Genomic DNA, 15,081 nt, shown 5'->3' on the forward strand with positions numbered 1-15,081 from the left:
AGATGTGTATAAGAGGCTGGCCGTCAACCAGTACGACGAGTGCTGTCCCGGCAACGCCTGCAGCCCCAACCGTCGCCAGTTCCTCACCCTCTCCCTCGGGGTCGCCGCCGGCACCGTGCTGGCCGGCTCCCGGGCGGAGGCCGCCGCCGCCCTCGGCGTACCCGAGGAGCGGCTGATCGGTGTGCCCGTCGACAAGGAACTGCCACCCGGTTGGTCGGCCGATCTGTACCGCCGGGGCGAACCCACCAGCTACACGGGCCCGGACCTCCGCTGGCTCGGCATGCCCGTCGGAGGCGGTGCCACGGGCCAGCTGTATCTCGGCGGCGACGGCCGGCTCTGGTGCTGGGACATCTTCAACCGGCCCGCGGCCGGCACCACCGACGCGGGCTACGCGAACCCGCGGCAGCCCGCCTCGCCGATCCGGCACGGTTTCGCGCTGCGCACCCGCGCCGGGGGCCGGACCCAGACCCGGGCGCTGGACGCCGCCGGCTTCGACCAGGTGCGCTTCACCGGGCAGTACCCGATCGGCCGCGTCCGGTACCGCGCCGAGGACGCCCCGGTCGAGGTGACCCTGGAGGCGTTCTCGCCGTTCGTGCCGCTGTCGGTGGCGGACTCGACCCTGCCGGCCACCGTCCTGGCCTACACGCTGCGCAACACCTCGGACAGCGCCGTGGACGCCACCCTGCTGGGGTACGTGGAGAACCCGGCCTGCCTGGACACCAGGACCCAACGCGGGATCACGCTGCGCTCGGCGGGTTTCGGCGACCGGTCGCTGCGCGGCGTCCAGTTCTCGGCCGCCGAGCAGGTGGAGACAGGCGGCCGACCCGACGTCGTCTTCGAGGACTGGGAGCGGGACGGCTACGACGGCTGGACCGTCGAGGGCACCGCGTTCGGCGCCGGCCCGGTGCTGGTCTCTGAGGCGCCGGACTACATGAAGCGCGGCGGGCCGCTCAACGCGACCGGACAGCGGTTCGTCACCTCGCACGACTTTCGCGGGGCCGACGGCGACATCGGCCGCGCCGACGCCGCTACCGGCAAGCTCATCAGCAGTGCGTTCACCATCGAGCGCAAGTCGGTCCGGCTCTCCGTCGGCGGCGGCAACCACCCGGGGCAGATCTGCGTGAACGTGCGGGTCGGCGGCGCCGTGGTGGCCACCGCGACCGGCCGCGACGCCGAGTCGATGCAGACCGTGTTCCTGGACGTCGCCGCGCACGAGGGAAAGTCCGCGGTCATCGAGATCGTCGACGCTCACGGCGGCGCCTGGGGCCACGTCAACTGTGACCGGATCGTGTTCACCGACGTCGCACCGCGCCCGGACATCGTCTTCGAGGACTGGGAGCGGGACAGCTTCGAGGGCTGGACCGTCGAGGGCAGCGCGTTCGGCGCCGGTCCCGTGCTCGTCGCCGAGGTGCCCGACTACATGAAGCGCTTCGGTGACCTGGGTGTGACCGGGCAGCGGTTCGTGACGTCCCACGACTTCCGGGGCTCGGGCGGGGACGCGGGGCGGGCCGACGCCGCGACCGGCAAGCTGACCAGCCGGCCGTTCACGGTCGAGCGCCGATACGTCAACGTGGCCGTGGGTGGCGGCAGCCACCACGGGCAGACGTGCGTCAACCTGCTGATCGACGGCACGGTGGTGGCCAGCGTGGCCGGGCGCGACGCGGAGCCGGTGAGCATGGCGACGGTGAACCTCTCCGCGTACCACGGCCGCACCGCGGTCGTCGAGATCGTGGACGCCGACACCGGCGGCTGGGGGCACGTCAACGTCGACCGCATCGTGTTCAGCGACGTGCCGACCGACACCCGGCCGCTCGACCAGGTGCCCGACAACGGCACGCTCGTGCTCGCCGCGCTGGACGGGCGGGCGACCGTACGACCGTCGCTCGCCAGGTGGGCCGACCTGGACGACGTGTTCGCGTCGGAGGACGGCCCCGCGGAGGTGGACGGCTCCCTTGGTGGGCAGGCCGGTTCCGTTGCCGTGCCGGTCCACCTGGCGCCCGGCCAGAGCCGGACGGTGCGGTTCGTGCTCGGCTGGCACTTCGGGGTGCCGGACCGGGTGTCGCTGGCGTTCCTGCGCGGCTCTGACACGCTCCGTCGGCACTACGCCGGCCGGTTCGCCGACGCCCGGGCCGTGGTGCGGCACGTCGCCGACCACCTGGACCGGCTGGAAGCCGACACCCGCAGCTGGGTGGACACCTGGTACACCGACGCCACCCTGCCGCACTGGTTCCTGGAACGCACCCTCGCGCCCGCGTCCACGCTCGCCACCAGCACCTGCTACCTGTTCGACGACGGACGGTTCTACGGGTGGGAGGGCGTGTACTGCTGCCCGGGCACCTGCGAGCACGTGTGGAACTACGCCCAGTCGATCGCCCGGCTCTTCCCCCAGCTGGAACGCGACACCCGCGGCCGGGTGGACCTCGGCATCGGTTTCCATCCCGACACGGGCCAGATCGGCAACCGCGCGGAGGCCGACATGAGCTGGGCCACCGACGGGCAGTGCGGCACGATCCTGCGTTGCTACCGGGAACACCTGACCGCGCCGGACGACACGTTCCTGCGGGCGAACTGGTCACGCCTGCGGCGGGCCCTGGAATGGATCGTGGAGCACGACGCGGGGCCTGACGGCACAGTGGACGGTGCGCAGCCGAACACCCTCGACACGATCTGGTACGGCGAGATCGCCTGGATCACCGGGATGTACGTGGCTGCCCTGCTGGCCGGCGCGGCGATGGCCGACGAGATGGGCCAGGCCGAGTTCGCCGGCCGGTGCCGGGCCCTCGCCGAATCGGGCAGCCGGCACCTGTCCACCGAGCTGTTCAACGGCGAGTACTTCATCCAGAAGGTGGATCCGGCGCACGCCGACGTGATCAACAGTAACCGCGGCTGTCACATCGACCAGCTCTTCGGGCAGAGTCTCGCCGGCCAGCTCGGGCTGCCGCGGGTGGTGCCGCAGGAGCAGGCGGTTAGCGCCCTGGCCAGTCTCTACCGGTACAACTTCACCCCGGACCAGGTCGCCTACCGGGAGGAGAGCGCCATCCCCGGCGGCCGCTGGTTCGCCATGGACCACGAGTACGGGATGCTGATGAGCACCTGGCCGCACGGGGGCGACGACACGGCCGCCGGGAACCCGGCCAGCTGGGCGGCGATGTACTTCAACGAGGTGTGGACCGGGCAGGAGTACCAGGTCGCGGCGCACATGCTCCAGGAGGGCCTCGTCGAGGAGGGGCTGACGCTCACCCGGGCGGTGCACGACCGGTACGCGGCCGGGAAGCGCAATCCGTACAACGAGATCGAATGTGGTGACCACTACGCGCGCGCGATGGCCAGCCACGGCGTCTACCTCGCGGCGTGCGGTTTCGAGTACGACGGTCCCCGGGGTCACATCGGTTTCGCGCCCCGGATCGGCCCGGAGAGGTTCGCCGCCGCGTTCACCGCCGCCGAGGGATGGGGGCTCTTCCGGCAGGAGCGGCACGGTCGGCACCTCGCGGGCACCATCGAGGTCCGGTACGGCCGGCTCCGGGTGGCCAGCGTGGCGCTGGCGGTGAGCAGCGACCCCGCGACGGTGACGGTACGCCTGGGCAACCGTGCGCTGCCGGTCCGTGACTGCTCGTACCGGGACGGGCGTATTCTCGTGACGTTGAACGCCGAGGCGGTGGTAGGTCGGGGTGATGCCCTGCGGCTCACCGTCAACGGTTGACCGCGGCAGGCCCGATCGACGACCGCGTCGGCGCCATAGACCGGCGGGTAGCACCCGTAACGGTTCGGTCACTACCCACCCGTAGGATGCCGGGTTCCGGCACCGGCTGGGCGACCGGGCCGAAGCACAGCATCAGGAGAGTCGAGCGAACGGAGGCGAATGGCGACGATCTATGACGTGGCGCGGCAGGCTCAGGTCTCGCCCGCCACGGTGTCACGGGTGCTGAACGGGCGGACCACGGTCGATCCGGCGATGGCCGCGCGGGTGCAGCAGGCGATGCAGGACCTCGACTACCGCCCCAACGCCGTCGCCCGCAACCTGCGCCTGAGTCAGACAAGCCTCTGGGCGGTCATCATCTCCGACATCGGAAACCCCTTCTTCACCTCGATGGTGCGAGGGGTCGAGGACGTCGCGCAGGGCGCCGGCTACTCGGTGGTCCTGTGCAACAGCGACGAGGATCCGGAGAAGGAGTCCCGGTACATCGCCGCGGCCCTGGCCGAGCGGATGGCGGGTGTCATCATCTCCACGTCGGGCCGACCGACCGTCATCAACCGGCTCGTCGAGGCGCGCATCCCGGTCGTGGCCATCGACCGCCAGCTGCGCGGCGTCAACATCGACACCGTGCTCGTCGACAACGTGCAGGGCGCCGAGATGGCGACCACGCACCTGCTCGACAACGGCTACCAGCGGGTCGCCTGCATCACCGGTCCACGTCGGATCTCCACCGCCGCCCAGCGGCTCCGCGGCTACCAGCGCGCGTTGCGGTCGCACGACCGGGAGACGACCGACAACCTGGTGCGGTACGCGGACTTCCGCGAAGAGGGTGGCTACCGGGCCATGGCCTCGCTGCTCGACAGCGACAACCCGCCCGACAGCGTCTTCGCGACGAACAACCTGATGACCGTCGGCGCCGTCGAGTGCCTCGTCGACCGCGGGGTCAGGGTGCCGGCCGAGTTCGGGGTGGTCGGGTTCGACGACATACCCTGGGCCCACCTGGTCAGGCCGTCGCTGAGCACCGTCTCCCAGCCGACGTACGACCTGGGGCGGGCGGCCGCGGTGCTGCTCACCGAACGGATCGCCAACCCGGCGCGACCGCCGTCGACCGTCACCCTCAGCACGGGCCTCCAGGTACGCGAAAGCTCCAGCCGCCCGCGCTGAACCTCGTAGCCGGCGGGCCCACTGCCGCCGCTGTCGGAGCCGGCGGCCGGGCCGCCCGCGGTGGGGGCCGGGGAGCCCGCCCCCGGCACACCGTCAGGCTCCCCGTCCGTGTTCCACCGGCTCCGATCCGCAGTGCCGGCGGTCTCGCCGTCACTCGGGTGAGCCACCCGCAACGGTGCAGGACCGACCGGCCTGAGCCGTCAGAGGTTGACCTCACCGCAGAGGTGCACCCGGACGCCGAGCTCGGCGAACATGGCCGCCTTGACGCGCAGCGCCTTGTCGGCGGTCGCCGCGTCCGGCGCGTAGGCGACGTTGACGTGGTTGGCCTTGTGCCGTGCCATCAGCTGGTCCCGGTCGACCCCGTGCAGGACGGCGTGCATGATCGGCCACTGCGGGGTGGTGGCGTCCAACCGGCGCTGGGTCTCGTCGGCCGGCAGCTCGACGACGGTGCCCCGGCCCAGGTCCACGTGCAGCACGCCGTCCATGATGAACACCCGGGACCAGACGATCTCCCCCGGCTTCGACACCCCGCTCAGGGTGCCCCCACCGAGCGGGAAGAACATCGGCGGCTGCCGCATGCTGTACGACCTGTCGTAGCCACCGTTGTGTGACGCCGGCACCGAGCCGGAGATCTCGAAGACCCAGACGAAGTCGTCGCCGTACCGCTCGCCCCACCGGATGTCGTGCAGCGTCGTCGCCGGGTCGAGGCCCATCGCCGTCCAGATCCGGTTGGTCACGAGCGAGTCGACCGCCACCCCCTCGTCGACCTCGTTGAAGTGCGGCAGCGGCGCCCCCGGGTACAGCTCGCGGCTCCCGTCGCGGCTGAGCACCGGCGGCCGCTGGACGTTGTTCAGCAGGCCCTCGGCGAGGTCGCTGGCCGGTACGACGTCCTTCAGGCCCTGCTGGTACTGGATTCCCACCGCGTCCAGGCCGTAGTCGTCGGAGATGCGCAGGGCGGCGACGTACATCTTGAACTGGCTGAGCAGCTGCGCCTCGGTCAGCTCGCTGGCCTCGTCGGCGCCCACGTGAAAGGTCATGCCGGCGTCGTCCAGCCACCGGCGGACCGCTCGGGCCTCGTCGTCGGAGACGCGCGCCATCTCGGCGACCAGCGCGCTCTGCGACAGCCGCTCCTTGTAGATGCCGAGCGGATTGATCAACTCGTCGTCGAAGATCGCGTTGTACATCCCCATGCACCCCTCGTCGAAGACGCCGATGATGGCCTTCTCCGTCGCGAGCTGGCCGGCCAGCGACCGGCCCAGCGCGACCTCCGGGTCGTCGGGCAGGGCGGGCAGGTCACGTACGTGACTGGTGTCGTGGCGCAGCTGGCCCGTCTCGAGCCAGGTCCGCAGCCCGCCGACCGCCCACTCGTCGGTGAAGTCCCGGCTCCACAGCGCGGAGTGCGGGACGCCGGCCTTGGTGAGGCTCGCGGTGAGGTTGAGCAGGCCGACCAGGCCGGGGAACTCGCCGCTCCAGTTCGCCACGATGAGGATCGGCCCCCGGTGGCTGCGCAGCCCGGCCAGGACGTGGTGGCTGTACTGCCAGACGGCCTCGACCACGATCAGTGGCGCGTCGGCGGGGATCTGCTTGAAGACCTCGATGCCCGCGCGCTGGCTGTCGATGAAGCCGTGTCCCTTGCCCGGATCGACGCGGTGCCCGCGCTCGACCTTCCAGCCGAGCGCGTTGACCGCCGCGGTGAGGTCGGCCTCCAGCTGCTGCTGCGTGGGCCAGCACGTGACGTTCGCGCTGAGCCGGAGATCGCCGCTGGCGACCGTGTAGACGGTGCCGGGTGCCACCGACGGCGGGTTGGCGGGCACGGGCAGCGTGTAACTGGTCATGGGGCGACTCCTTCGGTGCGTTGCTGTTCACTGGCGTCCGTCCGAGCGGCGGCCAGGAAACGGATCTGACGTGCGGCGAGCGCGTGAGCGACCCGCTTGCTACTCGTGTACAGCTCGCGATAGAGCCCGTAGAGCTCGTCGTAGTCGGCGGCGAACTCGGCCCGTGGCTCGCAGACCTCCGTGACGGGGTTCCACGCCTCGATCGAGACGGTCCACCCTGTCTGCGCGGCCAGGAACGCCGCGCCGTAGCTGGCGCCGATGGTCTGTGCGGGGATCACCTGGGCGCGTCCGGTGACGTCGGAGACGATCTGGGTCCAGAGCCCGCCCCGGGTGCCCCCGCCGACGGCGACGACGCGCCGGATGTCACCGCCGCTCGCCTCGATGGTCTCGATGTTGTGGCGTACACCGAGGCCGGTCGCCTCGAGCGCGGCGCGGTAGAGGTCACCGCGGTCGTGCGAGATGGTGAGGCCGGCGAGGATGCCGCGGGCCTGCGGATCCAGGATCGGCGTACGTTCGCCGGCGAAGTACGGCAGCATGAGCAGCCCTCGGGCGCCCGGGCCCGAGGCCTCGGCGAGGCGGAGCAGCTCGGGATAGTCCGGCGAACCGAACAGCTCCCGCAGCCACGCCGTGATCGCTCCGGACGTCGCCAGACCACCTGCGAGGTTGCGGGTCCCGGGCAGGGCGCCGACGGTCCCCCACAGCGACGGGTCGGTGACCCGGGCCGCGACCGTGTGGACCAGGAACATCGTCGTGCCGTACATCAGCATGAGGTCACCGACGCCCTGAGCGCCGACGCTGATCGCCTCCGACCAGGCGTCGATGGTCCCGGTGATCACGGGGACGCCCGGCGGCAGTCCGGTCACCGCCGCCGCCTGGGCCGTCACCCGGCCCGCCACGTCCCCGGGCCAGCGCAGCGGAGGCAGGACCAGCCCGGGGGCGATCTCGGCCGCCCACGGGTCGTACCAGTCGTGGCCGTCGGTGTCGTACAGCGGCGTGCACTGGCTCGCCGAGTGGTGGTCCAGCACGTACTCGTCGGTGAGCTTGACGGCGAGCCACGAACTGGGCATGAAGAGCCGACGGGCGCGCCGGTAGACGTCCGGCTCGTTGTCGGCGACCCAGGCCACCTTCGCGCCCGCTGCCTGGCTGGACAGGGCCGAGCCGCACCGACGGAGGATCTCGTCCGCGCCCAACCGCTCGTTGAGCCGGGTTATCTGATCGGTCGAGCGGGTGTCGATGCCGTACAGAATGGCCGGGCGGAGGGGGATGTTCGCGGCGTCGGTGAGCAGGACGCACGGGCCCATGCCGCTCACCCCGACCGCGACGACCTCGGCGTCGCCGGGCGCCAGCAGGTCGCCGGTGAGCGAGACGAACTCCTGCCACCAGACGTCGGCGTCCATCTCGACCCAGCCGGGCCGTGGCCGGCTCACCTCGTGGGTCCGGGTGGACGACCGCAGGACGCGGCCGTCGACGTCGACGAGCACGCCCTTGCTGCTCGATGTGCCGATGTCCACGCCGAGGACAGCCGCGACCTTCATGGCGCCACTGTTCCAGCAATCGATTTCCGAATCAAGGCCGAGCGCTCACGTTTTCTCTCCGGCCGCCGACGCCCGGCCGAACCCTCGTCGACCCAGACCCGGGCCTGAGAAGGTGCTCGAGCGCCGAGCGGCCCAGTCGGTCAGGCCGTCTCCGGTCGTCGGCAGCGGCTCGGACGCTCGACCGCCTCCGCCAGCCACTGACTCGGCTCACGGGGTCGCGTTGATCGCGGCGTAGGCGGCGTCGGCGAAGCTCACGTCCCGACGTGACCCGCTCGCCGTGAAGCGCCACGTGCCACCGGCATACTGCCCGGACGCCCACGACGTGCCGCCCGGGCGCCACAACACCTGCCAGGCGGCCATCGCGTGGCCGGCGTCGTACCAGGTGTTGTCGCCGCGCCAGGCCGACGCCCACCGGTGCACGGCGACGACCGACAGGCCCGGGCCGGTGGTCATCGTCCACGGTGGCATCCCGACCACGTCGCCGGTCGGCCGCCCCTCCACCGCCGGGTCACCGACGGCCGGCAACGCGCCGTCGACGTTGAAGGCCGCCTCCCACACCGCCGCCGTCGTCGAACCGTTGACCGACCACGTGACGTCGCTCTGCAACGACGGGCCGGTCCACCGCGGCGCGACCGTCAGCAACCAGTCAGCGGTGACCGGTTCGTCGCCGAACGGAATGCCGACCAGGTTGATCCGGGAACCGTCGGCCGACACGTCGACCCTGGCCGGGGCACCGGCCCGATCGGTGACGTCGAAGCGGCCGATCGCGAGGTACGGCCCGGTGCCGCGGTGCGACGAGTCGAGCGCCGGGCGGTAGGCGCCGCCCCCGGCAGGGTCCACCGCCAGCGACGCGATCCGGGTGTCGGGCCACGTCCGCACGTCGGCGCGGAGGAAACCGGTGCTCACCGTGTAGCCGCGGGCCACCACCCCCGCCGACCAGGTCAGCGGCGCCAGCCACAGCCCGCCCTGACCCCAGCCGGCATGGCTCAGGTACCAGTTCGCGCCGTCCACGACGACCTCAGCGGCGTGCGCGTCTAGCACGGCGACCCTCTCCGCGCCGTCGAAGCGCAGCGGGTCGCGGCTGCGGTAGACGGCCGTCCGCCGGTAGGCCGCGCCGTAGTCGGTGCCGTCGCAGCAGACGAAGAGGTAGTACCAGTCGCCGCGGCGCACCACGAAGGGCGACTCGGTCTGCCCGCCGGCCTGCCCCGTGAACGGCGACGAGTACGCGACGGCGCGAGCGCTCCAGGTCCGCAGGTCGGTGCTGGTCCGGTAGGCGACGACGTGGTTGCCGCCGGTCGGGCTCGATGTCGCGGTGTAGTACATGACCCAGCGGTCGCCCTGCCGCGTCACCATCGGGTCGCGGCCCTCCCAGCCGTCCGTGAACAACGGGTTGGCGGGGCTGCGGGTCCAGACGAACAGGTCGGTCGAGGTCGCCAGGTGGATGCGGTAGTTGGCGAAGTCCGGATTACCGGCGGCGTAGAACATGTAGTAGACGCCGGCGTCGTAGACGATGTGCGGGGCCCAGATCCACTGCTCCCCCGCCGCCGGGTCGGCGGCCAGGGCGGGCGGTTGCTTCGTCCACGGCCCGTTCGGGGTCGATGCCGTGGCATGGCCGAAGAGCTTCTCGTCCAGCGGCGCGGCCGGCTCCCGATGGGTGATGGCGAAGACGTGCCACACGCCGGTCTGCTGGTTCTTCACGATGGTGTGGTCGTTGTAGTACCAGGACACCGGCTCGCCGACGCTCGGGTCGTAGACCCGCGTCAGCGCGCCCCGCACCGGTGTCTCGCCGACCGTCTCGTACGGCGTGGTCGTGACGGCCGCCAGCGGACCGACGCGGCGCAGGGTCACGGTGTCGAGACCGGCGAAAAACCCGACTGAGGACGCGGCTCGCCCGGTCACCGTCACGGTCAGCCGGTGGCTGCCGGCCGTGAGCGACGCCGAGCCCAGCGGCACCGCACCGGTGCGCTGCACGGCGGGCGCGTACCCGTCGAAGAGCTGGCCGACGGCCACCCCGTCGACGGCGAAGCGCAGCGTGCCGTAGTCGCGGGCCCGGGTCAGCACGCCCCCGATGTCGTACTGACCGGCGGGCACCGAGGGCAGCGTGACGGTCACCGAGTCACCGGCCCGGGCGGCGCGCAGCCAGAGCTGCCTGCCGCCCGACCAGGCCACCCCGCAGCAGTCGGGCTGCGACTCGACCGGTGCGCTGGCCGAGACGACGGGCAGTGACTCCGCCTCCACCCGTACCGGCTCGTCGGCCGCGGCCGCCGGCCCCACCGGGACGGCCAGCAGGGCCGCCCCGAGCACGAGAACGCCGAGCATCCGGAGGGCGCGCATGGTCACACGCTCGGCCGGGGCAGCTCGCTGCCGGTCGCGAAGTGGTCATGCCACTTCCAGGTGGCCTGCACGAACCGCCCACCGTCGGAGAGCGAGACGAACACGTCCGCCGGGGCGCCGCGGGTGAACGTCACGACGTCCGCCCGTCCGTCCCCGTCGAAGTCGCCGACGCCCGGCAACTCCGTCCCGACGGCGAACAGGTCGTGCCACTTCCAGTTGTCCTGCACGAAACGGCCGCCGTCGGAGAGGGACACGAACACGTCGCCGGCCGTGCCCCCGGTGAACGCCACGACGTCGTCACGCCCGTCGCCGTTGACGTCGCCGACCGCGGGCTGCGCGCTGCCGACCGCGAAGTGGTCGTGCCACTTCCAGCCCTCCTCGGCGAACCTGGTGCCGTCGGAGAGCGAGACGTAGACGTCCGCCTGCTCGTTCGTGCCACGGGTGAACGTCACGATGTCGTCGCGCCCATCGCCGTTGACGTCGCCCACCGCCGGCACCTCCGTGCCGAGGGCGAAGCGGTCGTGCCACTTGATGCCGGGCCCGAAACCGGAACCGGTTGACAGGGCCACGTAGACGTCGGCGTTCTCGCCCCGGGTGAAGGTGATGATGTCGGTCAGACCGTCGCCGTTGACGTCACCGACCGCCGGTATCTCCGTGCCGACGGCGAAGAAGTCGTGCCATTTGGCCCCGCCGGCGAACCCGGACCCGGTGGAGAGGCCGACGTAGACGTCGGCGAGGTCACCCCGGGTGAAGGTGATGGCGTCCGCCCGGCCGTCGCCGTTGACGTCCCCGGTGAACGGCAGCTCCCCGCCGGGGGCGAAGAAGTCGTTCCACAGCCAGCCGTCCTGCACGAACCGGCCGCCGTCGGAGAGCGAGGCGAACACGTCGGCCGCGGTGCCGCGGGTGAAGACCACGGCGTCGTCGCGGCGGTCGCCGTCGACGTCGCTGGCGGCGCGCGGTCGGGTGGTCGCCGACACCTCGGCCGACGCGGCGCCGGTGTTGCCCGCGCCGTCGACCGCGACGACCCGGTAGTAGCGGGTCTGGTTGGCCGGCAGCGGGCCGTGCCGGAACCCGGTCGTCCGGGACGTGCCGACCAGGTTGGCCGGGGTGATCGCGACCCCGGGCGCGCTCGAGGAGTAGACCCGGTAGCCGGAGACCCCGACGTTGTCCGACGGCTCGGACCAGGACAGGCCGAGGGCGTGCACGCGCCCGCCGGCCAGCGCCACGCCGGCCACCGCACCGGGTGCCGCGGTGTCGGCGAACGGCGGCACCATGCTCTCGGCGAGATACCGGGCCGCGGTCCAGGCCGGCGCGCCGGCGACCGGGGTCAGCGTGACGGTGACCGTCGACCGGCCCGCCGTGAGCGACGCCGGCAGCACGAACTCGTCGGCCAACCAGCGCTGCCGGCCGTTGCCCAACGGTTGCAGCCACACGCCGGCCGGTGCGCCGTCCACCGCCACGGCTGCCTGCTGGTAGCCGCTCTGCTGGTCGCCCTGCCGGCGCAGCCGTACACCCTGGTTGGCCGGGTCGATGGCGACCCGGAAGCTGACCGCTGCCGTGGTGGCGCGGACCTGCCCGCTCACCGTGAGGTTGTCGTCGTCGCCCTCGAACGGCGCGGTGAGCGCGTACTGGGTCGCCGTCGCGTCGGTGTAGCCGTGGGCGGCCCGGCTGGCGGCGTCGCCGGTGACCAGCGTGTCGGTCCGGCGCACCGCGACGGTGGGCTGGGTGTAGAGGAACGCGGTCGAGGCGTAGTTCGCCGGCATGTCGTTGGCCGGCCCGTGCTCGATGCCGAAGCGCAGGGCGCTGGCGTACGACACGGCGTCGCCGATCATCAGACGGTAGGTGGCGTCGCACTCGTCGACGCAACCGCCGGCGCGGAAGAGGTGGGCGGTGTTGCCGGTGAAGACGCCGCTGTACTCGCCGCGGTTGAAGTACCACCCCGACTCGTAGAAGTCCTCGGTGCCGGTGCCGTAGAGCTGCGGCGTCGGTGAGCCGTCGACGTGCACCCGCTCGTCGCCCTCGAGGTAGTTGCGGGTGTTGCCACCGGTGATGTGGCCGCGCATGGTGTGGGAGACGCCGACGAACCGGCCGCGGCCGGTCCGGTCGGCGACGATCCAGTCGCTGCCGCCGACGGTCTCCGCCCGACGGGACTGGGTGGTGAAGTAACCGGCGACCCCGTCGGCGGCGAGCGCCGCCGTCCACTGGGTGCCCGGCGCCGAGGTCACCTCGGCCTGGACGCCGCTGACGGCGGCGCCGGTGGTGTTCGCCAGCGCGACGGTGGCGGTGGAGCGGAACGGCATCGGCCACCACGCGCTGTACCAGCCGCCGGGAGCGGCGTCCATGGCGAACATCAGGGAGCGGACGCCGCGCTCGCCGAGCCCTCCACCGAAGAACTCACCGACCGGGCTGTCCACGGTTGTCCGGCCGTCGAACGTGATGCGCAGCCGCAGGCCGGACAGGTTCGGCTCGGTCGCCGCGCCGTCGGGCACCCGCAGCCGCAGCGCGGTGACCGCCCGCGGCCCGGTGAGGGTGGCGAGGGTGGCCTGCCCGCCGGCCGGGACGGTGACCGTGGCACCGGCGGTGGTCGCGCCGGGCTGGGCCGGCTTCGGGTCCCGGGTGCCGGCGGCACGCAGCTTGTCCAGCACGTCGGTTGCCGGATCGGCCGGGTTGAACCGGGAGATCCCGGTCGGGTCGCCGAACTCGCGGTAGGTGACGTGGTGGAAGAGCGGGTTGTTCTGGGTGGTGATCCGCATGGAGTCGCGGTAGGGCATCGGCACCTTGACCGTGACCCCGCCCGAGGTCTGGTCGGCGTTGCTGACCAGCGGGGCGACGAACGGACTGCCGAGACCGCCGTTGACGAGGTTCTGCAGCCCGGTGTCGACGACGGTGACCCCGTCGAGCTCGATGCGGATCCAACCGGTGGCGCTGACGTTACCGCCGTCGCGGGTGAACCAGATCGACTGCACCTCGCCGGGGCCACGGTCCTCGGCGATGACGCAGCCGCCGGCCTGGCGCAGGCACGAGTAGGTGCCGACGAACCCGTCGTCGTTGGATCCGTCGCGGCCGAAGCTGGAGAACTGCCGGGTGCGGGTGCCGGCGGCCAGCTCGGGGAGCCGGTCCAGGCGGCGATAGGCGTCCCAGCCGACCGGGCCCTTGTCGTCGGCGGTCGCGAGGACGGTCACACCGGCCGCGCCGGGCGCGGCGGCGGTCGGCGGGGCGGCCGCAGTCGTGGCCAGCAGCGCCGCAGCGGCGGCGCCGAGCCAGCAGGGGGTACGGAGCCTCATTGGTGTCCCCCTTCGGGAGTGCCGTCCGAGCCCGACAGGAAATCGATTGCTCGGCGAGCAGTAAACTGCCCCCTTCGATACTTGTCAATACCTGCCCGTCCGGTTTCGAGGGATGCAGGAAGCAGCCGTCACCCTCCCCTGATTCTCGAGAAATCCTCCGCTTGCCCATTGACAGGCGTGACCACGGCCCCTCGGTCGACTGGGCGCCGTCGCGGACGACGCACCGGATCGGCAGCATGGGTGCGCCTCAGCGCCGCGAGAGTCCAGGCACGTGATGGGATCGGACCGCAGCGCCGACCGGTACCGCCGGTAACATCGTCGAGACCCAGCAGACGTGACCTGAGCACCGATAGATGCTCCGGTGGAGCCGACAGCAGGCGATTGGGGCGGCGTGACCGGTTCGCAGCGGTTGACACGACTCCTGGCCGTGATCGCCGGCGCCCTGTGCGGGCTCACCGCGTGCACCGGCGAACCCGACCCGCCGCGGGCCCCGACAACGCCGGCGCCGTCCGCGTCGACAGCAGCCAGCCCGACCTGGCCGCCACCGCGCCCGACCATCAGAACGAGCGAGGAGGCGTGCGGCGGCTCGACCTTCAACCCGCGAGCGGTGCGTCCCTACAACCCGGACGGTCCGGCCTACGCCGGGGCCCCCATCCACCTGACGGCACTCTTCGTCATGCACCCGTATGCCTCTCGGGAGCTGGAGTCAGAGCTGCCTGGCGAGTGGCAGCCGCAGTGGCAGCCGGGCATGTACCCGGAACAGCACACTCAGCTCGTCGCCTGCGAGTACTTCGACGATGAATATCCGAGCAAGAAGGTCGAAACGTGCACCTACACCACCAGCACCGGCGGAAAGAAAACCGCCGAGCTGCGGTCGGCGCGCTTCATCTACCGCATCTTCGAGGCCAGGACAGGTAAGCAGGTCGGCCGCTTCACGTTGCTGGGCAGAGTCAACTCCTGTCCGGCGATCGCCTACGGCGCGGCGGGTGGGGTGTACTACCAACTGGTGCTCACCGAGGAACTCACGGCCAAACTCCGTCCCCTCGTCATGGCCCGCCGACCGGGCTAGCGTCGCCGGTCCGAGCTGATCGCGTGGACAAGAGATACGCGGCGCACCGAGTCGGTCGGCCCTTCTCCTGCCCTCCGAACTCAGGCGGTAGAGCGCCGGATTGACGATCGGGAGGTTCCCGGTTCGACGACCCCGGAGGGGACGCGCTGCTTCACCGTCCCTGGGA

At 71.9% G+C, this 15,081-nt stretch carries 7 protein-coding genes; 3 read left to right on the forward strand and 4 right to left on the reverse strand.

What is annotated here, in order from left to right; translation table 11 throughout:
* Positions 1 to 3,700: GH116 family glycosyl hydrolase (locus tag DKT68_RS09640; protein WP_201748974.1), on the forward strand; the 3,700-nt coding region annotated here is incomplete at its 5' end.
* 159 nt (positions 3,701 to 3,859) lie between these two features.
* Positions 3,860 to 4,858, forward strand: coding sequence for a LacI family DNA-binding transcriptional regulator (locus DKT68_RS09645; protein ID WP_109817084.1), 999 nt, complete (start codon positions 3,860 to 3,862; stop codon positions 4,856 to 4,858).
* A gap of 200 nt (positions 4,859 to 5,058) precedes the next feature.
* Here the strand turns inward: DKT68_RS09645 and DKT68_RS09650 are convergent, their stop codons facing one another.
* The 4 genes from DKT68_RS09650 to DKT68_RS09665 all read right to left on the reverse strand — a co-directional run bounded on the left by DKT68_RS09650 (position 5,059) and on the right by DKT68_RS09665 (position 13,846).
* On the reverse strand, positions 5,059 to 6,693 hold the full coding sequence (locus DKT68_RS09650) for a fucose isomerase (protein WP_109817085.1): 1,635 nt from the start codon (positions 6,691 to 6,693) through the stop codon (positions 5,059 to 5,061).
* Positions 6,690 to 8,228 (reverse strand): FGGY-family carbohydrate kinase, encoded by a 1,539-nt coding sequence (locus DKT68_RS09655; RefSeq protein ID WP_109817086.1) that lies wholly within the window; start codon positions 8,226 to 8,228, stop codon positions 6,690 to 6,692. The genes DKT68_RS09650 and DKT68_RS09655 overlap by 4 nt, the downstream gene beginning before the upstream one ends.
* Positions 8,229 to 8,435: 207 nt before the next feature.
* The gene (locus DKT68_RS09660) at positions 8,436 to 10,562 is read right to left on the reverse strand and encodes a family 43 glycosylhydrolase (RefSeq protein ID WP_109817087.1); all 2,127 of its coding nucleotides are present in this window, start codon (positions 10,560 to 10,562) and stop codon (positions 8,436 to 8,438) included.
* Positions 10,563 to 10,564: 2 nt separating this feature from the next.
* A complete protein-coding gene (locus DKT68_RS09665; protein ID WP_109817088.1) occupies positions 10,565 to 13,846 on the reverse strand; it encodes a DUF2961 domain-containing protein in 3,282 nt (1,093 codons plus the stop codon).
* A gap of 427 nt (positions 13,847 to 14,273) precedes the next feature.
* Between DKT68_RS09665 and DKT68_RS09670 the strand changes: the two genes are divergently transcribed.
* A complete protein-coding gene (locus tag DKT68_RS09670; RefSeq protein WP_146218324.1) occupies positions 14,274 to 14,915 on the forward strand; it encodes a hypothetical protein in 642 nt (213 codons plus the stop codon).
* The last annotated feature ends 166 nt before the right edge of the window (positions 14,916 to 15,081 follow it).

Origin of the sequence: Micromonospora acroterricola (assembly GCF_003172955.1) — a bacterium.
In the GTDB taxonomy this organism is placed as follows: domain Bacteria; phylum Actinomycetota; class Actinomycetes; order Mycobacteriales; family Micromonosporaceae; genus Micromonospora; species Micromonospora acroterricola.